This window comes from Rhizobacter sp. P2_H3 (genome assembly GCF_056403355.1).
Map to the genome: position 1 here is coordinate 16,700 of NZ_JBFUFQ010000032.1, position 23,481 is coordinate 40,180.

The following is a 23,481-nucleotide window of genomic DNA, read 5'->3' on the forward strand; positions in this document are numbered from 1 at the left end:
CCGGAGAGAGACACGGGGTTATCCCTGAATTCAGAAACCGGGATGGTACCGAATCGGCCCGCAAAGCTCAAGCTGCTGCCTCAATTTGGGGCAGGAGAGATCAGAAATCAGTGAACGCTCGCATTCGTCTGAGGCCATATGAGTCGGCACATTCAGACAGCATCACAGCGATAAAACACCCGGATCGGGTCGATGACAGGGGTGTCACATGCCCGTGCAGGACCCCCGGGCATTTTTGGCGCACGCACCAAGCTGTGCTTGGCGCGCGGCCGGCGACCGTTTCTGTCAGATCAGCGTGCCGCGTTGGCGTCGGCGACGGTCAGTGCGGTCATGTTGACGATGCGGCGCACGGTGGCCGACGGCGTCAGGATGTGCACCGGCTTGGCCGCCCCCAGCAACACCGGCCCGATCGCGATGCCGCCGCCGGCCGCCGTCTTCAGCAGGTTGTAGCTGATGTTGGCGGCGTCGATGTTCGGCAGCACCAGCAGGTTCGCCTCGCCCGACAGCGTGCTGGTCGGCATCAGCTCGGCGCGGTACGCGGCATCGAGCGCAGCGTCGCCGTGCATCTCGCCGTCGACCTCGAGCCACGGCGCCTGCTCGTGCAGCAGCGCCAGCGCGTCGCGCATCTTCACCGCCGACGGATGGTTGCTCGAGCCGAAGTTGCTGTGCGACAGCAGCGCCGCCTTCGGGCGCAGGCCGAAGCGCTTGAGCTCCTCGGCGGCCATCACGGTGATCTCGGCCAGCTGCGCCGCGGTCGGGTCGTAGTTGACGTGGGTGTCGACCAGCATCACCTGCCGGTTCGGCAGGATCAGCCCGTTCATGCAGGCATAGGTCTTGGTGCCCTTGCGCAGGCCGATCACCTGGTCGATGTACTGCAGGTGCATCGCGGTGTTGCCCCAGGTGCCGCACAGCATGCCGTCGACCTCGCCCTTGTGCAGCAGCATCGCGCCGATCAGCGTCAGGCGGCGGCGCATCTCGATCTTCGCGAGTTGCGCGGTCACGCCCTTGCGCGCCATCATGCGGTGGTAGGTCTGCCAGTAGTCGCGGTAGCGCTCGTCGTGCTCGGTGTTGACCAGGTCGTAGTCGGTGCCGGCCTTCAGGCGCAGGCCGAACTTCTCGATGCGCTGCGCGATGACCTCGGGCCGGCCGATCAGCGTCGGGCGCGCGAGGTTCTCGTCGACCACCACCTGCACCGCACGCAGCACGCGCTCTTCCTCGCCTTCGGCGAAGGCGACGCGCTTGTGCTTCGCGCACTTGGCGAGCGTGAAGATCGGCTTCATCGTCGTGCCCGAGGCATAGACGAAGCTCTGCAGCTTCTCGCGGTAGGCGTCCATGTCCTTGATCGGGCGCGAGGCGACGCCGGAGTCGACCGCCGCCTGCGCGACGGCCGGCGCGATCTTCATCATCAGCCGCGGGTCGAACGGCTTCGGGATCAGGTACTCCGGCCCGAAGCTCAGCGTGGCGCCGGCATAGGCCGCGGCCACCACCTCGCTCTGCTCGGCCTGGGCCAGCTCGGCGATCGCGTGCACCGCGGCGATCTCCATCTCGATCGTGATGGTGGTCGCGCCGCTGTCGAGCGCGCCGCGGAAGATGTACGGGAAGCACAGGACGTTGTTGACCTGGTTCGGGTAGTCGGTGCGGCCGGTCGCGATGATCGCGTCGGCGCGCACTTCCTTCACCTCTTCCGGCAGGATCTCCGGGGTCGGGTTGGCCAGCGCCAGGATGATCGGCTTGGCCGCCATCGTCGCGACCATCTCCTTCTTCAGCACGCCGCCGGCCGACAGGCCGAGGAAGATGTCGGCGCCGTCCATCACCTGGGCCAGCTTGCGGTGCGAGGTCTTCTGGGCGAACTGGATCTTGTCCTCGTCCATCAGCTCGGTGCGGCCTTCGTAGACGACGCCGGCCAGGTCGGTGACCCAGATGTTCTCGCGCGGCACGCCGAGCTTGACCAGCAGCCCCAGGCAGGCGAGCGCCGCGGCACCGGCACCGGACGTGACGAGCTTGACCTTGTCGATGTCCTTGCCGACCACCTTCAGCGCGTTCAGCACGGCCGCGCCGACGGTGATCGCGGTGCCGTGCTGGTCGTCGTGGAACACCGGGATGTGCATCCGCTCGCGCAGCTTGCGCTCGACGTAGAAGCAGTCGGGAGCCTTGATGTCCTCGAGGTTGATGCCGCCGAAGGTGGGCTCGAGCGCGGCGATGATGTCGACCAGCTTGTCGAGGTCGCGCTCGGCGAGCTCGATGTCGAACACGTCGATGCCGGCGAATTTCTTGAACAGGACGCCCTTGCCCTCCATCACCGGTTTCGAGGCCAGCGGGCCGATGTCGCCGAGGCCGAGCACCGCGGTGCCGTTGGTGACGACGGCGACCAGGTTGCCGCGCGCGGTGTAGCGGAAGGCGTTGGCCGGGTCGGCGACGATCTCTTCGCAGGCGGCGGCGACGCCGGGCGAGTACGCGAGGGCCAGGTCGCGCTGGTTGATCAGCTGCTTGGTGGCGGCGATGGCGATCTTGCCGGGCACCGGGAACTCGTGATACTCCAGCGCCGCACGGCGCAGTTCCGCATGCTTGTTGTCTGATTGGGCCATGGCGTGATCTCGTGGGACCTCGAAAGGGGGAGCCATTGTAGGAGGGCGAGGGAAGCAGAGTGTTGCGCAGGCCGGCGCCGGCCCCCATGCGCGAAACTGYGTACCTCGGCGGCCCGCCCATTCGCAATACTGCRGGGTGGCTCCCGCCCACCTGCGATGCTCTCCCCCCTGCCCCCACCGCCTTCCGCCTCCGACCCCCTGCCGCCGCGGCGCTGGCGGCGCGCGCTGCTGTGGGCGACGCTGGTGGCGCTGCTGCTGATCGCACAGTCGCTGCTGGTGTGGCTGACGCTCGGCTACGAGAGCAGCCGGGCGCAGGAGCAGGTCGATGCCACCGCCACCGCGGCGGCCGGCGACATCAAGCAGGCGCTCGGCCGCGACCTGCAGAGCCTGCAGGCGCTGCTGTGGAACAACCCGTCGATCGAGCAATGGCGCCAGGATGCGGCGGTGCTGCTGCGCACGCACCGGGAGCTGCTGCGCATCGAGCGGCGCGACCTGCAGCTGGAGATCACCGAATCGGTCGATTCCCCGCTGCACGGCTCGGCCTTCACGCAGATCCGCCGCGACGACATCGACCTGGAGACCGAGCTCGCCTGCACCACTGCGCGCCGTCAGGGCAGCCCGTCGTACTCGCGCAGCTACTTCGTGCCGCTGCCCGGCGGGCTGGGGCTGGAGGTGATGGATGTCTGCATCCCGATCCCCGGCAGCGGCCAGCACCTGGGCTACATGGCCGGCACCTTCGCGCTCGGCCGCCTGCTGGAGGAAACGGTGGGCAGCGAGGTGAAGCGGGTGCACGAGCTCTCATTCGTCGAGGGCGACGGCACGCGCCTCGCGCGCGTCGGGCTGCCGCGCGGCGCGGGCGCCTTCATCGCCGAGCGGCTGGTCGACCTGCCGGGCCTGAGCCTGCAGCTGCGCGTGGACAGCAGCGCCGGCCGGCCGCAGCTGATCCCGAACCTCAGTACCGCGCTGGTGCTGGGGCTGTCGTTCGCGCTCGGCGGCGTGGTGGTGCTGCTGGCGCGCGACGTGCGCAAGCGCGCCGGCGCCGAGGCGGCGCTCGCCGAGGCGCTGAGCTTCCGCAAGGCGATGGAGGATTCGCTGGTCACCGGCTTGCGGGCGCGCGACCCGCACGGGCGCATCACCTACGTGAACCCGGCGTTCTGCGAGATGGTGGGCTTCAGCGCGAACGAGCTGGTCGGGCAGATGACGCCGCCCTACTGGCCGCCCGAGCTGACCTCGGAATACACGAAGCGCCAGCAGGTGCGCCTGGCCGGCACGGTGCCGCCGCGCGAGGGCTACGAGACGGTCTTCATGCGCCGCAACGGCGAGCGCTTCGCGGTGATGATCTTCGAGGCGCCGCTGGTCGACGGCGCCGGCCGCCACACCGGCTGGATGAGCGCGGCGCTCGACGTGAGCGCGCAACGCAAGATCGAGGAGGTCTCGCGCCAGCAGCAGGAGCGGCTGCAGGCAACGGCGCGGCTGGCCACCGTCGGCGAGATGGCCTCGCTGCTGAGCCACGAGCTGAACCAGCCGCTGGCCGCGATCGCGAGCTATGCGGCCGGCTCGCTGAACCTGATGAACGACGCCGACGGCGACTGCGCCGAGACGGTGCCGCTGCTGCGCCAGGCCTCGCAGCGCATCGCCGAGCAGGCCGAGCGGGCCGGCCGCGTGATCAAGAGCGTGCACGACTTCGTGCGCCGGCGCGAACAGGCGCGCGAGCCGGTGCGCGCCGACCTGCTGATCGACGCGGTGCTGCCGCTGGTGCGGCTGCAGGCGCGCAAGAGCGGCACGCGCATCGAGCTCGACCTGCCGAAGCCGATGCCGCGCGTGGTCTGCGACCGCACGATGCTCGAGCAGGTGCTGCTGAACCTGACGCGCAACGCGATCCAGGCGATGGAATCGCACACCCCGGCCGCCGAACGCGAGCTGACGATCCGCGTGCGCCCGGTCGATGCCCGCTGGGTGGCGTTCGGCATCATCGACCGCGGCACCGGCGTCGCCGACGACGTGGCCGCGCGGCTGTTCACGCCGTTCTTCACGACCCGCCCCGAGGGCATGGGCCTCGGCTTGAGCCTGTGCCGCACGGTGATCGAGCAGCACGGCGGCCTGCTGGTGTTCGAGAACCGCCTCGACGTGGAACAGCGCGTGATCGGCGCAGAATTCAGGTTCACGCTGCCCGCCGACAGCAGGAACGCGAACCCATGACCAGCAGTCCCCCCCACACCCCGACCGCAACCCCAGCCACGCCCGCCCACCTCGGCCTGCCGATGGTCTACTTGGTGGACGACGAGGACGTCGTGCGCGAGGCGCTCGCCTGGCTGCTGCGCTCGCGGCGGCTGCTGTCCGAGGGCTTCGCGAGCGCCGAAGCCTTCGAGACGATGCTCACGCCGCGCCTGGCGGCTGCCACGGCGGCCGGCTGGCCGACCTCGCCGAGCTGCCTGGTGCTGGACGTGCGGATGCCCGGCACCAGCGGGCTCGCGCTGTTCGAGCGGCTGGCCGAGCGCCACCTGCTGCAGGCGCTGCCGGTGATCTTCCTGACCGGGCACGGCGACGTGCCGACCGCGGTGGCCGCCGTCAAGCGCGGCGCCTTCGATTTCGTCGAGAAACCGTTCTCCGACAACGCGCTGGTCGACCGCGTCGAGCAGGCGCTGGCGCAGAGCACGCAGGCCATCCTGCGCCGGCGCGACCGCGTCACGCTGGAGCAGCACCTGGCCGAGCTGACCGAGCGCGAGCGCGAGGTGATGGAGCGCGTGATCGACGGCCGGCCCAACAAGCTGATCGCCGACGAGCTGARCATCAGCGTGCGCACGGTCGAGGTGCACCGGGCGCGGGTGTTCGAGAAGATGGACGTGAAGTCCGCGGTGGAGCTGGCCAACCGGATGCGCGAAACATAATGCCGGCAGGAGGGATTCGACGATGAGCATCCAGGGACTGGTCCGCGCGGTCGCGGCGGTGGTGGTCGTGCTGCTGGTGGTGGCGGGCTTCAGCAGCTGCGGCACGGTGGAATCGGGCAATGTCGGCATCCGCACGACGCTCGGCAAGGTCAGTGCCGAGGAAGTCGAGCCCGGCATCTACCTGGGCCTGCCGGGCATCAGCCGGGTGCAGGAGTTCTCGGCCAAGGAGATCGGTCTCGACTTGAACGACCTGACGCCGAAGGCGCGCGACAACCTGACGCTGCGCGACCTGGACGTGACCGTGTACTACCGTGTCGTGCCCGGCTCGATCGCCGACCTGTACGTGAAGTACGCCGGCCAGCACACCCGCGACGAGGGCAGCCGCGTCTACCTGCCGGCGTACGCGCTGCTGCAGCGCGTGTCGCGCAACGCGATCTACCAGCAGGCCTCGCACATCGACAGCCTGGTGATGCACACGCAGCGCGAGGAACTGGCGCTGGCGGTGCGCAAGTCGCTGCAGGCCGAGCTCGACGCGAACGACAAGGGCGTGTTCCAGGTCACGCGCGTCGTGATCCGTTCGCTCACCACCGACCCGGCGATCGAGAAGGCGATCCAGGATTCGGTCGCGGCGCAGAAGCAGCTCGAGACGACGAAGCAGCGCATCGCGATCGCCGAGGCCGAGGCGGAGGTCGAGGTCAAGAAGGCCGAGGGCATCGCACGCGCCAACCAGATCATCAACCAGAGCCTGACGCGCGAGTACCTGCAGCACGAGTCGAACCTCGCGCTGCAGAAGTTCGCCGAGAAGGGCGGCACGACGACGGTCGTGATCCCGGCAAACATGCAGACGGCACCGCTGATCCACATTGGCAAGTAGCCTGATGTCCGGACTCGGCGAATTCGACCTGATCGCGCGCTGGTTCACGCGCCCGGCGCGGCGCGCGGCGCTCGGCGTCGGCGACGACTGCGCGCTGCTGAACATCACGCCGGGCATGCAGCTCGCGACCTCCAGCGACATGCTGGTGGAGGGGCGGCATTTCCTGTCGACGGTGGCCCCCGAGCGGCTCGGCCACAAGGCGCTGGCCGTCAACCTGAGCGACCTGGCGGCCTGCGGCGCGCAGCCGCTCGCGTTCACGCTGGCGCTGGCGCTGCCGCGCGTCGACGAAGCGTTCCTCGACGGCTTCTCGCGCGGGCTGCTGGCCCTGGCCGATGAACACGGCTGCGAGCTGGTCGGCGGCGACACGACGCAAGGCCCGCTGAACCTGTGCATCACGGTGTTCGGCGAGGTGCCGCCCGGGCAGGCGCTGCTGCGCTCGGGCGCGCGCGACGGCGACGAGATCTGGGTCAGCGGCACGCTGGGCGATGCGCGGCTGGCGCTGGAGGTGTTCCGCGGCAGCCTCGCACTGGCGGGCGATGCCTTCGCGCAGGTGCGCGCCGCGATGGAGCTGCCGACGCCGCGCGTCGCGCTCGGCAGCGCGCTGCGCGGCATCGCGACGAGCGCGATCGATGTCTCCGACGGCTTGCTCGGCGATCTCGCCCACATCCTGAAGCGATCGAATGCCGGCGCGACGCTGCAGGTCGATGCGCTGCCGCGCAGCACGGTGCTGGCCGCGCAGCCGCTGGCGCTGCAGCGCAACTGCACGCTGGCCGGCGGCGACGACTACGAGCTGGTCTTCACCGCGCCGCCTGCGCAGGCGGCGGCCGTGCTGGCGGCGGCACGCGGCGCCGGTGTGGCGGTGACGCGCATCGGCCGCATCGAGCCGGTGTCGCATGGCCTGCGCCTGGTGGACGGCGACGGCGCGGCGGTCGACCAGCGTTTCGCGGCCTTCGACCATTTCAAGTCATGAGCACCGAGCCGACACCGCCGCCCCTGCAACCGCTGCCGCCGCCGCGCCCTGCCCCGCAGCGCGCGACGCTCGGCTTCATGTTCCGCCACCCGGCCCACGTCATCGCGCTCGGTTTCGGCAGCGGGCTGTCGCCGGTCGCGCCCGGCACGGTCGGCACGCTGTGGGCTTGGCTCGCGTTCGTCATCATGCAGCCGCACCTCGGCGACCTGCAATGGCTGCTGGTGCTGGCCATCGGCACGCTGGTCGGCTGGTGGGCCTGCACGGTGACCGCGCGCAACCTGGGCGTCGCCGACCCGGGCAGCATCGTCTGGGACGAGGTGCTCGCGTTCTGGGCCGTGCTGTGGCTCGTGACGCCGGCCGGGCTGCTGGCCCAGGCGGTGGCCTTCGGGCTGTTCCGCTTCTTCGATGCGGTGAAGCCCGGCCCGGTGGCCTGGGCCGATGCCCGCTTCAAGCTGCGCCGCGGCCAGGCGATCGGCTGGGCGCAGGGCTTCGGCATCCTGTTCGACGACGCCGTGGCCGCGCTGTGCGCGCTGCTGGTGATCGCGCTGTGGAGGTTCCTGTGAACGAGTTCGAACCGGCGGTGCTGGCGCTGGCCCGCGTGCTGCGGCAGCGCGGCGGCTCGATCGCGACGGCCGAATCCTGCACCGGCGGCCTGATCGCCGCGGCCTGCACCTCGGTGGCCGGGTCGAGCGACTGGTTCGAGCGCGGCTTCGTGACCTACAGCAACGAGGCCAAGACGCAGATGCTGGGCGTGCCGGCGGCGTCGATCGCGCAGCACGGCGCCGTCAGCGAGGAAGTCGCGCGGGCGATGGCCGAGGGTGCACTGGTGCACTCGCCGGCGCGCTTCGCGGTCGCGGTGACCGGCATCGCCGGCCCCGGCGGCGCGGTGCCGGGCAAACCGGTCGGCACGGTGTGGCTGGCCTGGGCGCAGCGCGACGGCGCGACGCAGGCCGAGCGCCTGCTGTTCGCCGGCGACCGTGCCGCAGTGCGCGGGCAGACGGTGTCGCAGGCGCTGATGCGCCTGCTGCAGGCCGCGTCGTGAGCATCCTGCTGGCGGCGGATTTCGACGCGGTGGAGTGGGCCGCGTGGCTGCCGGCGCTGCAGGCGGCACTGCCCGGCGAGACCTTGACCCTGGCGGTCGATCGCCGCGACGACATCGACATCGCGATCGTCGCGAACCCGCCGGCCGGTTCGCTGCAAGGGTTGCCGCACCTGAAGCTCGTGCAATCGCTGTGGGCGGGCGTCGACAAGCTGCTGCGCGACCCGACGCTGCCGGCCGGCGTGCCGCTCGCCCGCATGGTCGACCCGGCGATGAACGCCGCGATGGCCGAGACCGCGCAGTGGGCGGCGCTCGCGCTGCAGCGCGGCTTCTTCGGCTACGCGGCGCAGCAGCGCGCCGGCGTGTGGCGCCAGCACGGCCAGCGCCGTGCGGACGAGACGCGGGTCGCGGTGCTGGGCCTCGGGCAGATGGGCCAGGCGGTGGCGGCGCGGCTCGCGCAGCAGGGCTTTGCCGTCAGCGGCTGGAGCACGCGCCACGGGGCGATCGATGGCGTGCTGGGCGACGCCGACATCGTGATCAGCCTGCTGCCGCTGACACCGGCGACGACCGGCTTCTTCGACCGCGCGCGATTCGCGCAGATGCGCCGCGGCGCGAGCTTCGTGAACCTGGCGCGCGGGGCGCAGGTGGTCGAGACCGACCTGCTGGCGGCGCTCGACAACGGGCAGCTGTCGCATGCCGTGCTCGACGTGTTCGCGACCGAGCCGCTGCCGGCGGAGCATCCGTTCTGGCGGCACCCGTTGGTGACCGTGCTGCCGCACGTGGCCGCGCAGACCGATCCGCGCAGCGCGGCGCAGGTGGTTGCGGCCAACATCCGTGCACTGCGCGCGGGTCAGCCGCTGCAGCACCTCGTTGATCGACAGCGCGGCTACTGACTCATGCGCGCAGCACCAGCGACACCTTCGTCGCCGGCCCGCCGCGCACCGTCCCCGGGGCCGGCGCCGCCTGCTGCGTGACCTGCTGCATCACCATCAGCACCAGCCGGCGCAGCCCCTGCCACGGCTCGAACGGCCAGTCGGGGTGCTTGAGCCCCTTGACCAGGCCATCGCAGACCTGTGCCGCCTCGACCAGCTGCGACAGGCCGTCGTCGCCCAGCAGCGGCGCTGCGCGCTCGAACAGCCGCTCCTTCGCGCCCCAGACGCGCGCGTCGCGCAGCGCGAGCGCCAGCGGCTTGCCGGCATTCATCGCATCCTTCACGCGGCGCAGCGCGAGGATGTCGTTGGCCAGCGTCCAGTGCACCAGCACCGCCGCCTCGCCCTCGGCCTCCAGCCCGTCGAGCATGCGCAGCGCGCGCCCGACCTGCCCGGCCAGCACCGCCTCGCCGAGCTTGAACACGTCGTAGCGCGCCACGTTCAACACCGCCGACTCGATCTGCTCGAAGCTCAGCTCCCCCTGCGGGTACAGCAGCCCGAGCTTCTGCACCTCCTGGTGCGCCGCCATCAGGTTGCCCTCGACCCGGTCGGCGAAGAACGCGAGCGTGTGCTGCCCGGCCTCGCCGTCCTGCACCTTCTGGCCCTGGCCGGCGAGCCGCTGCGCGATCCAGGCCGGCAGCGCCCGCCGCTCGATCGGGTCGACGCGCAGCGTGACGCCGGCGGCATCGAGCGCGACGAACCAGGCGCTGGCCTGCTGCGTGCGGTCGAGCTTGGGCAGCTGCACCAGCGTGACCACGTCGTCCGACAGCGTCTCGCAGTAGCGCTGCAGCGCCTGCGAGCCGTCCTTGCCGGGCTTGCCGGACGGGATGCGGATGTCGATCAGCTGCTTGTCGGCGAACAGGCTCAGCGCCTGCGACGCCCCGAGCAGGCTGCTCCAGTCGAAGTGCGCACCGCTGACGGTGTGCACCTGGCGCTCGGTGTGGCCGGCCGCGCGTGCGGCGGCGCGGATCTGGTCAGCCGCCTCTTGCGCGAGCAGCGGCTCGTCCCCGTGGATCGTGTAGAGGCGCTTCAGGCCCTGGCGCAGGTGTTGAGGGAGTTGGTCAGCACGCAGCTGCATGGGCGGAGTCGTGATTCAAAGGTCGATGTTCAAAGAGATTGCACCGACGCCAGCCGGCGCAGCACCTGCGAGGCGATGTCGGTTTCCATCGCGCGGTAGAGCAGCGTCTCTTCGTGCTCCTTCGCGAGCGCGATGCTCTCGTTGTAGGTCATGTCGCGCGTCAGCAGGATCTCGCTGGCAGGGATCAGCTCCTTGCCCATCGGCGTGCGCAGCCGGAAGCTGAAGCGCGAGCGCAGCTGCACTTCGAGCACCTGGCCGGCGGTGCCGGACGAGACGACGCCCTTCTCGCGCACGTCGTTCAGCGACTCGAGCACCACCTCGGCCAGCGACGCGGCCTCGACGATGCGGGTCGCGTTGACCGACTGCAGCGCGCGCCGCAGGTCGCCGGCCAGCGGCGACTGCGGCTTGAAGCCGCTCAGCTGGATGGCCTTGAAGTGCAGCTCCGGCGCGCGGCGCAGCTCGAAGCCGCAGCCGGCCAGCACCGCGGCGAAGGACGACAGCAGGACCGTGCGGCGTTGCATAAGCGGTTCGCCGCCGGGCCGCCCCAAGGCGAACGGCGCCCCTCGGGGGCAGGAGCGACGCGACTGGGGGGCCATCTTCCTAGACCACCACGTTGACGAGGCGGCCCGGCACCACGATCACCTTCTTCGGCGGCTTGCCCTCCGAGAACTTGACGAAGTCCGGGCTCGCGACCGCCGCCGCCTCGATCGCGGCCTTGTCGGCGGTGGCTGCCACCGTGATCGCGCCGCGCGTCTTGCCGTTGACCTGCAGCACCAGCTCGATCTCGTCCTGCTTCAGCGCGGCCTCGTCCACCTCCGGCCACGGCGCGTCGAGCAGGTCGCCCAGGCCCTTGGCGTAGCCGAGGTCGGTCCACAAGGTCCAGGTGATGTGCGGGCAGGCGGGGTAGAGCGCGCGCAGCAGGATGCCGAAGCTCTCGCGCACGACCGCCGGCGCATTCCCGGTGAAGCCTTCGAGCGCCTTCAGCAGCTTCATCGCGCCGGAGGCGACGGTGTTGTACTGCATGCGCTCGTAGTCGTAGCTGATCTGGCGCAACTGCGTGTGCACCTCGCGGCGCAGCGCCTGCGCCTCCTTCGGGATGGCGCCCGAGATCTCGCCGCCGCCGATGATCACGTCGGCGTACTTCGCGGCGAAGCCCCACACGCGGCGCAGGAAGCGGTTCGCGCCTTCGACGCCCTGGTCGTTCCATTCCAGCGTCTGCTCCGGCGGCGACGCGAACATCACGAACAGCCGCGCGGTGTCGGCACCGAACTTCTCGATCAGGTCCTGCGGATCGACACCGTTGTTCTTCGACTTGGACATCGTCGTCCAGCCCTCGTACACCACCGGCTTGCCGCTCTCCTTGTGCACCGCCGACAGCACGTGGGCGTGGTCGTCGCGCACGATCTCGAGGTCATGCGCCCAGAAGTAGTCCTTGCCGGCACCCTCGTGCGTCAGCGAGAAGGCCTCGTTCAGCACCATGCCCTGCGTCAGCAGCTTCGTGAACGGCTCGTCGACCTTCACCAGGTGCAGGTCGCGCATCACCTTGGTCCAGAAGCGCGCGTACAGCAGGTGCAGGATCGCGTGCTCGATGCCGCCGATGTACTGGTCCATCGGCATCCAGTACTGCGTGCCGGCACCGACCATCGCCTTGTCGTTCGTCGCATCGCAATACCGCATGAAGTACCACGAGCTGTCGACGAAGGTGTCCATCGTGTCGGTCTCGCGGCGTGCGGGCTTGCCGCACACCGGGCATGCGACGTTCAGGAAGTCGGCGCGCTTGTTCAGCGGGTTGCCGCTGCCGTCGGGCACCACGTCTTCGGGCAGCACGACCGGCAGGTCCTTCTCGGGCACCGGCACCGCGCCATGCTCGTCGCAGTGGATGATCGGGATCGGCGTGCCCCAGTAGCGCTGGCGGCTGACGCCCCAGTCGCGCAGGCGCCAGGTCGTCTTCTTCTCGCCCAGGCCCTTGTGGGCCAGCGCCGCGGCCACCGCATCGACCGCCTTCGCGTGGTCGAGCCCGCTGAAGTTGTCGGAATTGATCGTGATGCCGCGCTGCTTGTCGCCGTACCACTCCTGCCAGTGGTCGTAGCTGAAGTGCTCGCCGTCGATCGTGATGACCTGCAGGATGCCCAGGTCGTATTTCTTCGCGAACGCGAAGTCGCGCTCGTCGTGCGCCGGCACGCCCATCACGGCACCGTCGCCGTAGCTCATCAGCACGTAGTTGCCGACCCACACCGGCACGTCCTCGCCGGAGATCGGGTGCTGCACGACCAGGCCGGTGGGCACGCCCTTCTTCTCTTGCGTGGCCAGCTCGGCCTCGGTGGTGCCGCCGGCCTTGGTCTCCTCGATGAAGGCGGCGACCGCGGGGTTCGTGGCCGCGGCGTGGGCGGCCAGCGGGTGCTCGGGCGCGACCGCGCAGAACGTCACGCCCATGATGGTGTCGGCACGCGTCGTGAACACGTACAGCCGGCCGCCGCCGATCGGCTGGCCGTCAGCGCCGGCGATGCGGTGCGGGAAGGCGAAGCGCACGCCCTCGCTGCGGCCGATCCAGTTCTCCTGCATCAGCTTGACGCGCTCGGGCCAGCCGGGCAGTTGCTCCTGCACGTAGTCGAGCAGCTCGCCGGCGTATTTCGTGATGTTCAGGTAGTAGCCGGGGATCTCGCGCTTCTCGATCACCGCGCCCGAGCGCCAGCCCTTGCCGTCGATCACCTGCTCGTTGGCGAGCACGGTCTGGTCGATCGGGTCCCAGTTGACGACCTGGGTGCGGCGCTCGGCGATGCCGGCCTTCAGCATCTTCAGGAACAGCCACTGGTTCCAGCGGTAGTAGGCCGGCGAGCAGGTCGCGATCTCGCGGCTCCAATCGATGGCCAGGCCCATCGCCTGCATCTGCCGCTTCATGTAGGCGATGTTGTCGTAGGTCCACTTCGCCGGCGGCACCTTGTTCTTGATCGCCGCGTTCTCGGCCGGCAGGCCGAAGGCATCCCAGCCCATCGGCATCAGGACGTTCATGCCCTTCATGCGCAGCTGGCGCGTCAACATGTCGTTGATCGTGTAGTTGCGCACATGGCCCATGTGCAGCTTGCCGCTCGGGTACGGCAGCATCGAGCAGGCGTAGAACTTCTGCTTGCTGGCGTCTTCCGTCACGCGGTAGGCATCGGCAGCGGTCCACGCGGCCTGGGCGGCGCGTTCGATCTCGGTGGGCTTGAAGTCGGGAGTCATCGGTTACGGCGCCGTGGGGTGGCTCGGGGGGCGAGGGGCGATTATAGGAACCGGCCTCGTTATCCCGCCGCCTTGTCTTCGACGCGGCCGGTACGTCCGTCTTGGAATCAATCCAGCCTCGCGGCCCACTCAGTCGGAACCTGCCGCAGCCCCAAGCCTCTTCGTCACAGCCTCACAGAGTCACCGCCATGAGTCTCAAGATCGGAATCCACCCTTCGAGCGTCACCCCGCCGGACCCCGCCACGACGGGCACCACGGGCGCTTCCAGGTCGTCGCCGAGGTTCGAGACGCTGCGGCGGGGCGCCCAGACGGCCACCGGGGGCCTGGTCGACTTCGGCACCCAGACCGGACTCATGATGCGGCTCGCTGCGGCCGCCGAGGGAAAGGGGCCGGACTGGCAGGCATTGCGGGAGGAAGTGCTCTCCAACCTGCCGCTCGAGCCCGGGTCGCTTCAGCTCTCCTTCAAGAAAGCATTCGAGCAAGCCGAAGCATCCGCCGGCCCGCCGGGCAGCCCCGCCTACACCAGCGCATTGAAGCAGCTGAAGACGGCGTTCACGATGACGCGCATCCTGCAGCTGAGTTGACTCGTCAGGCCCGGTCCGCCTCGGCCTGCTTCAGCCAGTCGAGGAACCAGCGCGCCGCCGGCCCCGGCGGCGCATCCTTGCGGTGCACCGAGCGCATCGCGAACGACGGCGGCGTGAACGGCAGGCCCTCCACCTCCAGCGTCACCAGGCTGCCCTGGGCCAGGTCGGCCTCGACCTGCGGGCGCGGCATGTGCCCCCAGCCGAAGCCGGCGCGCAGGAACGCATGCTTGGTGCTCAGGTCCGCCAGCCGCCAGGTGATCGGCGAGACGACGCCGTAGTCACGCCCGTCGGTCATGCGCGAACGGTCGGTCAGCACCAGTTGCACGTGCTGCTCGATCACCGCACGCGGGATCGGCCCGTCGTGCGACGCCAGCGGGTGGGTCGGCGCCACCACCGTGACGGCCGCCACGTCGAGCAGCGGTTGCGATTCCAGCGTGTCGGGCACGTCGGGGAGGCTGCCGATCACCGCGATGCGGCACTGCCCGTCGAGCACCGGCTGCAGGATCGCACCCATCGCATCCACATGCAGCCGCAGCGGCGTGCCGGGGAATTCGTGGCGGAACGCATCGACCGCCTGCGTCAGCCATTCCATCGGGAACAGCGCATCCATCGCGACCGACAGCTCCGGCTCGAGCCCGTCGGAGAGGCTCTTGGCGCGCGCCTTGAAGCCGTCGACGCCGCGCGCGACGATGCGCGCGTCGGCCAGCAGCGCGCGGCCTTCGTCGGTCAGCGTCGGCAGGCGGCCGCTGCGGTCGAACAGCGTCACGCCGATCTGGCGCTCCAGCTGCGCGATCGCCTGGCTCACCACCGACTGGGTGCGGTGCAGCTTGCGCGCCGCACCGGAAAAACTACCTCGTTCGACGCAGGCGATGAAGATCTTCAGCTGGTCGAAGGTGACGGGGTCACGCATGGGACGGCAAGGCTCCGGGGATCAGAACGGCAATGACAGGTAGTACTGGCCCAGCTCGGTCAGCTGGCCGTCCTGCTTGTCGACGAGCAGGCTGCTGAAGTGGGTGTCGTTGTCCCAGCGGCCGGTGAACCAGGCGTAGCGGTAGACGTCGGCACGGGCCTCGAGCATCGCGACCATGTCCTTCATCTGCTTCTTCTGCTTGACAACACTGTCGATCTGCGCGTCGCCGTCACCCTGGTGCCAATTCGCAAATTCGGTGACCCAGAACGTCTTGCCGTATTTCTTCAGGCGGTCGAGCTGCGCGTCCAGGCCGTAGTCGTACCAGTGGAACGAGAGCATGTCGATGCGCGGATCGCGCCCGCCGTTGGCGTTGCGGTAGGCGGTGTAGAAGGCATCCATCCAGACCACGGGATCCGTGAAGCCATTCAGGGTGCCCCAGGTGATCTGCGGGCCGACGATCTTCACCCCGGTCTTGGTCGCCAGCGCCTCGAGGCGCGGCCAAGCCGCCGCCGCATCGGCCGGCGTCGTCGTCGCCTGGCCGTACAGGTTCGGCTCGTTGATCACCAGCAGGTACTTGTACTGCGGGTTGGCCTTCAGCAACGCCTCGATCTCGGCGTCGTTGAACGCGAAGTTCCACACCATCGGCACGAAGTCGGTCCCGGTGGGCGGTGTCAGCTTCGGTCGCGGCGACCAGTTGTACCACCAGGACACGCCCGGCACGAGCGCGTTCAGGTCGCCGGCCGTCGCCACGTCGTAGGCGATGCCGCGCTTGAAGCTCTTCGCGGCCGGTGCGGGAGCAGGCGCCGGCGCCGGCGCAGGGGAAGGCGCCGGCGAGGGTGCAGGCGCAGGAGCAGGCGATGGGGCCGGTGCCGGTGCGGGAGCAGGTGATGGCGACGGTGCGGGTGCCGGCGAAGGCGGCGTGCCACCCACGGGCGCCGGGGACGGCGACGAATCGCTGCCGCCGCCGCAAGCGGCCAGTGCGGCCGTGGCCGCGGACGCGAGCGTCACGCCGAGCAGGCGCCGGCGCAGCCGGCTGTCGAGGTCATGGGGATCGTTCATCGGGAGCTTTCGCTTTTCAACGGTGCAGGCAGGCAGTCGCCCATGGGGAATGCGGGTTGCAGTTCGCATGCCACTGCCGCCGGACCCCAAAGTGGAACCGTCTATCACTTGCATCTGACGCAAACCGTCGATGCGAGGGCCAAACTTTGTCGGACGCCTCCTGCCGCCCCGACGCAATGTGCATCCCTCTTCCGAGGGTGGTGTATTTCAGGGAACTTTCGCCACCGAGTCCCGCCACACGAAAGTCGGCTCGAAGATGTGGGTCACGGGCAGCGTGCTGCCATAGCACTCGTTCAACAGATAGCGCGACGCGTTCGACACCACGTCCTGGATCGGAATGCGCACGCAGGTGAGCCGCGGGTTGCTGTACGAGGCCGGCTCGGAATCGTCATAGCCGACCACCGACACCTGCTCGGGCACGCGCAGCCCCGCGTGCTGCAGGCGCGAGATCGCCGCGATCGCCATCACGTCGTTCGCACCGAACAGGCCGGTGAACGGCACGCGCCGCTCCAGCAACTGCGAAGCCGCACGCCAGCCGCTCTCGGAACTGAAATCGCCTTCGACCTGCGGCACCGTCTCGCGCGCGATGCCATGCGCGGCGAGCTCCTCATAGAAGCCGGCCAGGCGCGCCTCGTTGTCGGGCGCGGAGTTCGGCCCCGAGATCACCGCGATCTGCCGATGCCCGCGGCTCAGCAGCGCCTGCGCCGCGAGCCGCCCGCCGACATGGTGGTCGGCCGAGAAGCACTGCGCCTCGAGCGTCGGCACCAGGCGGTTCAGCACCGCGAGGCGCGGCTGCAGGCGGTGCAGCGCGAGCAGATCCTCGTCGAGCAGCTCATTGCTCTGCAGCATCAGGCCGTCGCATTCGCGCTGGATCAGGAACGCGGTGCCGTCCAGCGCCTGCTGGCGCCGATCGCCGTGCCCGCAGCCGTTGGCGGCCACCATGTGGCGATCGAACTCGCGCAGTTCGGCATCCATGGTCTGCAGGATGCGGCCGAAGAACGGACCGCTGAAATCGGGCACGAAGACGCCGATCATGCCGAGCGTGCGCGACGACAGCGCCCGCGCGAGGCTCGACGGCCGGAAGCCGAGCTGGCGCACCGCGCCCTGCACCCGCTCCACCGCCGCCGGCGAGGCCGAGCCCCGGCCGGAGATCACGCGCGATGCGGTGCCCACCCCCACCCCCGCCAGCCGCGCCACGTCCTTGATGGTTGCCATTCGTCGCCCGTGAGAGAACCCATACCGAACCGGGAATCATAGGGAGTGGCCAGAGGCCGGGTTTTCCCCAATGTTGAATGACCGCAGAGGTGCTGAAATGCGTTCCGCTCTTTGGAACCGGTTCCAATTGAGGTGGCATTGTAGTGCCTGGACGTTCCGTCAAGTCAAGCAGTGGGTCGAGAAAGGTGTGGAGTGAGTACGAATTCGGCGAAGTACAGTGCAGAGCAGTTGGAGATTCCCAAGGATTCGAGGCTCTGGTCGCCCGACTTTCTGTTTGGTACCGCCACGGCGTCTTATCAGATCGAAGGCGCCATTCATGAAGATGGGCGCATCCCGTCGATCTGGGATACCTATTCCAATACCCCTGGCATGGTATTGAACGGGGACACCGGCGAGTTTGCCTGCGACCATTACCACCGCTGGCCGCAGGACCTGGAAATCATCGAGGAACTGGGCGTGCAGGCGTATCGCCTGTCGATCGCCTGGCCGCGCGTGATGGACGCGAAGAACCAGCCGAACCCGAAGGGCCTGGCGTTCTACAAGCGCCTGCTGGAGGCACTGAAGGCCAAGGGCATCCAGGCCTACGTGACGCTGTACCACTGGGACCTGCCGCAGTGGATCGAGGACCGCGGCGGCTGGACCAACCGCGAGGTGGTCTACCACTTCGCCGAGTACGCCGAGCTGGTGAGCCGCGAGTTCAAGGGGCTGGTGACGGCCTGGGCCACGCTGAACGAGCCGTGGTGCTCGGCCTTCCTGGGCTACGCCGTCGGCCGCCATGCGCCGGGCCGCCAGAACCTGCGCTACGCGACGCAGGCGATGCACCACCTGCTGCTCGCACACGGCACCGCGGTGGCGATCCTGCGCCGCAACGACCCGGGCGCGAAGGTCGGCATCGTCGCCAACGTCGGCGCCGCGGTGGCCGAGACGCCGTCGCCGAGGGACCAGGATGCCGCCTACCTGTTCGAGGTGCAGCACAACGACTGGATCCTCGACCCGCTGCTCAAGGGCAGCTACCCCGCCGACCTGTGGCGGCTGTGGCCCGGCGCCGAGCCGCTGGTGCTCGATGGCGACCTGCAGACGATCGCCGCGCCGCTCGATTTCCTCGGCATCAACTATTACTTCCGCACCCAGGTGAAGAGCGACGGGCGGCATGGTTTCATCGAAACCGACATGCCCGGCGTCGAGCGCACGCAAATGGGCTGGGAGGTTTATCCGCAGGGCCTGGCGCGCTTGCTGAAGGGATTCCACGCGAATTACCGGAACCTGCCGCCGATCTACATCACCGAGAATGGCATGGCCTCGGACGACAAGGTCGTCGACGGCCGCGTCACCGACCCGTCGCGCATCAGTTTCATCAGCCGCCACCTGCTGGCGGTGGACGACGCGATGCGCCACGGCGTGGATATCCGCGGGTATTTCATCTGGTCGCTGCTGGACAATTTCGAGTGGGCGTATGGGTATGAACGCCGCTTCGGCATCGTCCATGTCGACTACGACACCCAGGCGCGCACCTGGAAGGACAGTGGCCGCGTCGTGCAAGCCTTCATGAAGGCGCGACCCTCCAGGACCTGATCCCCCGCTAGACAGCTTCACCCCCCAATGAGCCGGAGTGCTCGAGTTTCACCACAGGAGACAGACATGGCGTTTCAATTGAAGGCAGTTCTCGCCGGCATGGTCGTGGGCTTCGGCGCACTCGGCGTTGTCACCCCGGCCCAGGCCCAGGTGAAGGCCGAGGTGATCCACTGGTGGACCTCGGGTGGCGAGTCGGCCGCCATCAAGGAGTTCGCGAACGCCTACAAGGCCGCCGGCGGTACCTGGGTCGACAGCGCGGTGGCCGGCGCCGACAACGCGCGTGCCGCGGCCATCAACCGCATCGTCGGCGGCAACCCGCCGACCGCCGCGCAGTTCAACACCTCGAAGCAGTTCCACGACATCGTCGCCGAAGGCAAGCTGGCCGACATGGACGAGGTCGCGGCGAAGGAAGGCTGGGACAAGATCCTGCCGCAGCCGGTGCTGAACACCGTCAAGGTGAAGGGCCACTACTACGCCGTGCCGGTCAACGTGCACATGCCCGCCTGGTTCTGGTACTCGAAGGCCGCCTTCGCGAAGGCCGGCATCAAGGACGAGCCGAAGACCATCGACGAGTTCTTCGCCGCCCTCGACAAGCTGAAGGCCGCCGGCCTGGTGCCGCTGGCGCTGGGCGGCCAGTCGTGGCAGGAGCGCATCACCTTCAACGCGATCCTGGCGCACGTCGGCGGCCCGGAGATGTTCCTGAAGTTCTACCGCGACAAGGATGCCGCGCTGGTGACGAGCGAGCCGTTCAAGAAGGTGCTCGCGACCTTCAAGCGCCTGCACAACTATGTCGACGCCGGCTCGCCGGGCCGCAACTGGAACGACGCGACCGCGATGGTGATCTCCGGCAAGGCCGGCGTGCAGATCATGGGCGACTGGGCCAAGGGCGAGTTCCAGGCCGCGAACCAGACGGCCGGCAAGGAATTCGGCTGCTTCCCGGGCTTCGGTCCGAAGTCGCCGTACATCGTCGCCGGTGACGTGTTCGTGTTCCCGAAGACGACGAATGCCGAGGCGATCAAGGCGCAGAAGCTGCTCGCGACGACGATGACCTCGCCGGCTGCGCAGGTCGCCTTCAACAACAAGAAGGGCTCGATCCCGATCCGCACCGACGTCGACACCTCGAAGATGGACATCTGCGCGCAAGCCGGTGTGGCCATCATGAAGGACGCCTCGCGCCAGCTGCCGGATTCGGAAATGCTCGCGACGCCCGACACCATCGGCGCGGTGCAGGACGTGCTGACCAAGCTGTGGAACACCAACCAGTCGGTGGATGACGCCGCGAAGGCGCTGGCCGTTGCGTTGAAGACCTGACCCCACAGGTCGGGCGGCTTGGGTGTAAATCCCACGGTGGGCTGCGGCCCACCGTTTTTTTGTCTACCCTTGCCGCCTTGGCAAGGCTTCGAGGATTCCACGATGGACGTCGGGCGCAGCCGACTGCGGCAACACTGGTCGGTCTACGCGGCACTGCTGCCGATGGCCGCCACGGTGCTGTTCGCCTACATCGGCACGGTGCTGTGGTCGGTGCGGATCTCGCTGTCGAACTCGCGCACCTTCCCGAGCGACAGCTTCGTGGGCCTCGCGCAGTACGAGCGGCTGTTCACCAGCGAGCGCTGGATGGTCTCGGTGCACAACGTGCTGATCTTCGGCGTGCTGTTCATCCTCGCGTGCCTCGCGATCGGCTTCCTGCTCGCGGTCTTCATCGACCAGAAGGTGGCCGGCGAGAGCGTGCTGCGCACCGTCTTCCTCTACCCGTATGCGATGAGCTTCGTCGCGACCGGGCTGGTGTGGCAGTGGATCCTGAACCCGGAGCTCGGCCTGCAGACCACGGTGCGCGGCTGGGGCTTCGAGAACTTCAGCTTCGACTGGATCGTCAGCCAGGACAAGGTGATCTACACGATCGTGATCGCCGCCGTGTGGCAGGCCTCGGGGCTCGTGATGGCGCTGATGCTGGCCGGGCTGCGCGGCATCGACGAGGAGATGTGGAAGGCCGCGCGCATCGACGGCATCCCGCGCTGGCGCGTCTACGCGAGCATCGTGCTGCCGCAGCTCGGCCCGTCGTTCGCGACCGCGCTGGTGCTGCTGTCGGTGGGCGTCGTGAAGGTCTATGACGCGGTGATCGCGATGACGCAGGGCGGCCCCGGCATCGCGAGCGAGGTGCCGGCGAAATTCATCATGGATTACCTGTTCGGGCGCGCCAACATCGGCCTCGCGTCCGCCGCGAGCACGGTGATGCTGCTGACGGTGCTGGCCGTGATCACGCCGTGGCTGTATGCACGCAGCCGCGCCAACCGCAACGCCCGGGAAGCCTGAGGTCTCAACCGATGTCGACTCCCTCTACGGCCCTCCCGGCCGCCGCCATTCCGGTGCGCTCGAAGCGCCCGCCGCGCGTCACGCCGGCGCGCATCGGCGTCTACGCCTTCCTGCTGACCGGCGCCGCGTTCTTCCTGCTGCCGCTGTACGTGATGCTCGTCACCTCGGTGAAGCCGATGGCCGAGATCCGCCTGGGCAACCTGTTCGCGCTGCCGAACGCCTGGACCATCGAGCCCTGGATTGCTGCCTGGTCGCAGGCCTGCACCGGCCTCGATTGCAGCGGCATCCAGGTCGGCTTCTGGAACTCGGTGAAGATCGTGCTGCCGAGCACGGTGATCTCGATCTTCTTCGGCGCGCTCAACGGCTACGCGCTGTCGTTCTGGCGCGCGCGCGGCGCGAACCTGCTGTTCGGCGTGCTGATGATCGGCGCCTTCGTGCCCTACCAGGTGGTGATGTTCCCGCTGGTGCGGGCGTTCGCGGCGGCCGGCATCTTCAGCAGCCTGCCGGGCATCGTGCTGATCCACACCATCTTCGGCATGCCGGTGATGACGCTGCTGTTCCGCAACTACTACGCGTCGGTGCCGGGCGAGCTGTTCAAGGCGGCGCGCATCGACGGCGGCGGCTTCTTCCGGATCTTCTTCCAGCTGATGCTGCCGATGGCCACACCGATCATCATCGTCGCGGTGATCATGCAGGTGACGGCGATCTGGAACGACTTCATCCTCGGGCTGGTGTTCGCCGGGCGCGACAACCTGCCGATGACGGTGCAGCTGAACAACGTGATCAACACGACGACCGGCGAGCGCCTGTACAACGTGAACATGGCGGCCACCGTGCTCACCTCGCTGGTTCCGCTGGCCATCTATCTCATTTCAGGTCGCTGGTTCGTCCGCGGCATTGCGGCTGGTGCCGTGAAGGGTTGAGTCCGTGTCTGCCATTCCTGTGAACACATCGTCCGAGACAGCGTCCGCCGCGCCGCCTTCTTCTTCCGCCGCATCGCCGGTGTCGCACGTGGCGTCGGCGAACGTCGACATCCGCCAGCTCGAGATCCGCCTGGGCGGCGTGCCGATCATTGCCGCGATGGACCTGCACGTGCAGGCCGGCGAGTTCCTGGTGCTGCTCGGGCCGTCGGGCTGCGGCAAGTCGACGCTGCTGCACTCGATCGCCGGGCTGCTGGACGTGCACGCCGGCAGCATCGAGATCGGCGGGCGCGACGTGACCTGGGCCGACCCGAAGGACCGCTCGATCGGCATGGTGTTCCAGTCGTATGCGCTGTACCCGACGATGTCGGTGGAGCGGAACATGTCGTTCGGGCTGCGCGTGAACGGCACGCCGAAGGCCGAGATCGAGAAGCGCGTGGCGCGCGCCGCCGAGATCCTGCACCTGCAGGAGCTGCTGAAGCGCAAGCCGTCGCAGCTGTCGGGCGGGCAGCGCCAGCGGGTGGCGATCGGCCGTGCGCTGGTGCGCGACGTCGGCGTGTTCCTGTTCGACGAGCCGCTGTCGAACCTCGACGCGAAGCTGCGCGCCGAGCTGCGCCGCGAGCTGAAGCAACTGCACAAGAACATCGGCACGACGATGGTCTACGTGACGCACGACCAGGTCGAGGCGATGACGCTCGCGTCGCGCATCGCGGTGATGAACAAGGGCCGCATCCAGCAGATCGGCGCGCCGGGCGAGATCTACAACCGGCCGGCCAACGTGTTCGTGGCCGGCTTCCTCGGCTCGCCGAGCATGAACTTCGCCGAGGGCACGCTGCAGGTGGCAGGCGGTGCGGTGACGTTCCGGCGCGCCGGACTCTCGGTCGACGTGACGCGCTACGCGTTCGCGCAGGCGCCGCGCGACGGGCAGGCGGTGCTGCTGGGCATCCGCCCGGAAGACATCGCGCTGCACCTGGACGGCGCCGCGGCCGGCGACGGCACCGGCACGGTCGCACTGGTGGAGCCGATGGGCGCGCAGACCATCGTCTGGATGGACGTGCAGGGCCAGCAGATCAGCGCGATGCTGAGCGGGCATGCGGAGCCGGTGGTGGGCCAGCAGGCGCCGTTCCGGATCGCGGCGGAGAAGGTGTCGCTGTTCGAGCCGGGGTCGCAGGAGCGGCTCTGAGGGGTGGAAGGCAGCCCTCCCATATTTCCGAGTTCTTCGATATTTACTGTGCAGTAAATATGGGGTTTGCGAGAAATATGGTGAACCACCTGCGGCCGAGTAGCGCGCAATTCTGTAGAAATTGAGGAGCCGGCGCGAGCAACGCT

Annotated in this window: 20 protein-coding genes; 13 read left to right on the top strand and 7 right to left on the bottom strand. The window is 68.9% G+C overall.

Annotation, left to right across the window (positions count from 1 at the left end):
- Positions 1-290 precede the first annotated feature (290 nt).
- Positions 291-2,585 (bottom strand): NADP-dependent malic enzyme, encoded by a 2,295-nt coding sequence (locus tag AC1D1T_RS09050; RefSeq protein WP_047501401.1) that lies wholly within the window; start codon positions 2,583-2,585, stop codon positions 291-293.
- 156 nt (positions 2,586-2,741) lie between these two features.
- Here AC1D1T_RS09050 and AC1D1T_RS09055 point away from each other — a divergent pair, with 156 nt between their 5' ends.
- From AC1D1T_RS09055 to AC1D1T_RS09085, 7 genes are all read left to right on the top strand, one after another.
- Complete coding sequence (locus AC1D1T_RS09055) at positions 2,742-4,784, top strand: PAS domain S-box protein (protein ID WP_477991790.1); 2,043 nt, start codon at positions 2,742-2,744, stop codon at positions 4,782-4,784.
- 62 nt (positions 4,785-4,846) lie between these two features.
- On the top strand, positions 4,847-5,473 hold the full coding sequence (locus AC1D1T_RS09060) for a response regulator transcription factor (protein WP_477991792.1): 627 nt from the start codon (positions 4,847-4,849) through the stop codon (positions 5,471-5,473).
- Positions 5,474-5,495: 22 nt separating this feature from the next.
- Positions 5,496-6,347, top strand: coding sequence for an SPFH domain-containing protein (locus tag AC1D1T_RS09065; protein ID WP_477824767.1), 852 nt, complete (start codon positions 5,496-5,498; stop codon positions 6,345-6,347).
- Positions 6,348-6,351: 4 nt separating this feature from the next.
- Positions 6,352-7,317 carry a thiamine-phosphate kinase gene (gene thiL / locus AC1D1T_RS09070; protein ID WP_477824768.1) on the top strand — a complete coding sequence of 322 codons (966 nt, stop codon included), beginning with the start codon at positions 6,352-6,354 and terminating at the stop codon, positions 7,315-7,317.
- A complete protein-coding gene (locus AC1D1T_RS09075; protein ID WP_465111354.1) occupies positions 7,314-7,880 on the top strand; it encodes a phosphatidylglycerophosphatase A family protein in 567 nt (188 codons plus the stop codon). Before thiL ends, AC1D1T_RS09075 begins: the two co-directional genes overlap by 4 nt.
- Positions 7,877-8,359: a CinA family protein gene (locus tag AC1D1T_RS09080; protein ID WP_477824769.1), complete on the top strand. Its 483-nt coding sequence runs from the start codon at positions 7,877-7,879 to the stop codon at positions 8,357-8,359. The genes AC1D1T_RS09075 and AC1D1T_RS09080 overlap by 4 nt, the downstream gene beginning before the upstream one ends.
- Positions 8,356-9,249: a 2-hydroxyacid dehydrogenase gene (locus AC1D1T_RS09085; RefSeq protein WP_477824770.1), complete on the top strand. Its 894-nt coding sequence runs from the start codon at positions 8,356-8,358 to the stop codon at positions 9,247-9,249. Before AC1D1T_RS09080 ends, AC1D1T_RS09085 begins: the two co-directional genes overlap by 4 nt.
- Before the next feature lies 1 nt (position 9,250).
- Here the strand turns inward: AC1D1T_RS09085 and holA are convergent, their stop codons facing one another.
- The 3 genes from holA to leuS all read right to left on the bottom strand — a co-directional run bounded on the left by holA (position 9,251) and on the right by leuS (position 13,582).
- Complete coding sequence (gene holA / locus AC1D1T_RS09090; RefSeq protein WP_477824771.1) at positions 9,251-10,363, bottom strand: DNA polymerase III subunit delta; 1,113 nt, start codon at positions 10,361-10,363, stop codon at positions 9,251-9,253.
- Positions 10,364-10,392: 29 nt separating this feature from the next.
- Positions 10,393-10,884: an LPS-assembly lipoprotein LptE gene (locus tag AC1D1T_RS09095; RefSeq protein WP_477824772.1), complete on the bottom strand. Its 492-nt coding sequence runs from the start codon at positions 10,882-10,884 to the stop codon at positions 10,393-10,395.
- 79 nt (positions 10,885-10,963) lie between these two features.
- Entirely contained in the window at positions 10,964-13,582 is a 2,619-nt protein-coding gene (gene leuS / locus AC1D1T_RS09100; RefSeq protein WP_465111351.1) for a leucine--tRNA ligase, read from the bottom strand.
- Between the two features lie 188 nt (positions 13,583-13,770).
- On the opposite strand from leuS, the gene AC1D1T_RS09105 reads away from it, so the two are divergent.
- Positions 13,771-14,166, top strand: a complete 396-nt coding sequence (locus AC1D1T_RS09105; protein ID WP_477824773.1) for a hypothetical protein — start codon at positions 13,771-13,773, stop codon at positions 14,164-14,166.
- A gap of 4 nt (positions 14,167-14,170) precedes the next feature.
- Here AC1D1T_RS09105 and AC1D1T_RS09110 read toward each other — a convergent pair whose 3' ends face one another.
- The 3 genes from AC1D1T_RS09110 to AC1D1T_RS09120 all read right to left on the bottom strand — a co-directional run bounded on the left by AC1D1T_RS09110 (position 14,171) and on the right by AC1D1T_RS09120 (position 17,350).
- Positions 14,171-15,076, bottom strand: a complete 906-nt coding sequence (locus tag AC1D1T_RS09110; protein ID WP_047501383.1) for a LysR family transcriptional regulator — start codon at positions 15,074-15,076, stop codon at positions 14,171-14,173.
- A gap of 21 nt (positions 15,077-15,097) precedes the next feature.
- Positions 15,098-16,135: a glycosyl hydrolase gene (locus AC1D1T_RS09115; protein WP_477824774.1), complete on the bottom strand. Its 1,038-nt coding sequence runs from the start codon at positions 16,133-16,135 to the stop codon at positions 15,098-15,100.
- Positions 16,136-16,342: 207 nt separating this feature from the next.
- On the bottom strand, positions 16,343-17,350 hold the full coding sequence (locus tag AC1D1T_RS09120; RefSeq protein WP_477824775.1) for a LacI family DNA-binding transcriptional regulator: 1,008 nt from the start codon (positions 17,348-17,350) through the stop codon (positions 16,343-16,345).
- Positions 17,351-17,542: 192 nt separating this feature from the next.
- On the opposite strand from AC1D1T_RS09120, the gene AC1D1T_RS09125 reads away from it, so the two are divergent.
- From AC1D1T_RS09125 to AC1D1T_RS09145, 5 genes are all read left to right on the top strand, one after another.
- Positions 17,543-18,922: a GH1 family beta-glucosidase gene (locus AC1D1T_RS09125; protein WP_477824776.1), complete on the top strand. Its 1,380-nt coding sequence runs from the start codon at positions 17,543-17,545 to the stop codon at positions 18,920-18,922.
- Between the two features lie 99 nt (positions 18,923-19,021).
- Entirely contained in the window at positions 19,022-20,233 is a 1,212-nt protein-coding gene (locus AC1D1T_RS09130; RefSeq protein ID WP_465111627.1) for an ABC transporter substrate-binding protein, read from the top strand.
- A gap of 102 nt (positions 20,234-20,335) precedes the next feature.
- Positions 20,336-21,232, top strand: a complete 897-nt coding sequence (locus AC1D1T_RS09135; protein ID WP_047501375.1) for a carbohydrate ABC transporter permease — start codon at positions 20,336-20,338, stop codon at positions 21,230-21,232.
- 11 nt (positions 21,233-21,243) lie between these two features.
- Entirely contained in the window at positions 21,244-22,155 is a 912-nt protein-coding gene (locus tag AC1D1T_RS09140; RefSeq protein WP_477824777.1) for a carbohydrate ABC transporter permease, read from the top strand.
- A gap of 4 nt (positions 22,156-22,159) precedes the next feature.
- Positions 22,160-23,335 (top strand): ABC transporter ATP-binding protein, encoded by a 1,176-nt coding sequence (locus tag AC1D1T_RS09145; RefSeq protein WP_477991791.1) that lies wholly within the window; start codon positions 22,160-22,162, stop codon positions 23,333-23,335.
- The last annotated feature ends 146 nt before the right edge of the window (positions 23,336-23,481 follow it).

Coding starts and splice junctions, on each gene's coding strand:
- AC1D1T_RS09135 (WP_047501375.1), top strand. CDS start 20,336: ATGGACGTCGGGCGCAGCCGACTGCGGCAACACTGGTCGGTCTACGCG.
- AC1D1T_RS09140 (WP_477824777.1), top strand. CDS start 21,244: ATGTCGACTCCCTCTACGGCCCTCCCGGCCGCCGCCATTCCGGTGCGC.
- AC1D1T_RS09065 (WP_477824767.1), top strand. CDS start 5,496: ATGAGCATCCAGGGACTGGTCCGCGCGGTCGCGGCGGTGGTGGTCGTG.
- AC1D1T_RS09130 (WP_465111627.1), top strand. CDS start 19,022: ATGGTCGTGGGCTTCGGCGCACTCGGCGTTGTCACCCCGGCCCAGGCC.
- AC1D1T_RS09055 (WP_477991790.1), top strand. CDS start 2,742: ATGCTCTCCCCCCTGCCCCCACCGCCTTCCGCCTCCGACCCCCTGCCG.
- holA (WP_477824771.1), bottom strand. CDS start 10,363: ATGCAGCTGCGTGCTGACCAACTCCCTCAACACCTGCGCCAGGGCCTG.
- AC1D1T_RS09050 (WP_047501401.1), bottom strand. CDS start 2,585: ATGGCCCAATCAGACAACAAGCATGCGGAACTGCGCCGTGCGGCGCTG.
- AC1D1T_RS09115 (WP_477824774.1), bottom strand. CDS start 16,135: ATGAACGATCCCCATGACCTCGACAGCCGGCTGCGCCGGCGCCTGCTC.
- AC1D1T_RS09110 (WP_047501383.1), bottom strand. CDS start 15,076: ATGCGTGACCCCGTCACCTTCGACCAGCTGAAGATCTTCATCGCCTGC.
- AC1D1T_RS09095 (WP_477824772.1), bottom strand. CDS start 10,884: ATGCAACGCCGCACGGTCCTGCTGTCGTCCTTCGCCGCGGTGCTGGCC.
- leuS (WP_465111351.1), bottom strand. CDS start 13,582: ATGACTCCCGACTTCAAGCCCACCGAGATCGAACGCGCCGCCCAGGCC.
- thiL (WP_477824768.1), top strand. CDS start 6,352: ATGTCCGGACTCGGCGAATTCGACCTGATCGCGCGCTGGTTCACGCGC.
- AC1D1T_RS09105 (WP_477824773.1), top strand. CDS start 13,771: ATGAGTCTCAAGATCGGAATCCACCCTTCGAGCGTCACCCCGCCGGAC.
- AC1D1T_RS09075 (WP_465111354.1), top strand. CDS start 7,314: ATGAGCACCGAGCCGACACCGCCGCCCCTGCAACCGCTGCCGCCGCCG.
- AC1D1T_RS09120 (WP_477824775.1), bottom strand. CDS start 17,350: ATGGCAACCATCAAGGACGTGGCGCGGCTGGCGGGGGTGGGGGTGGGC.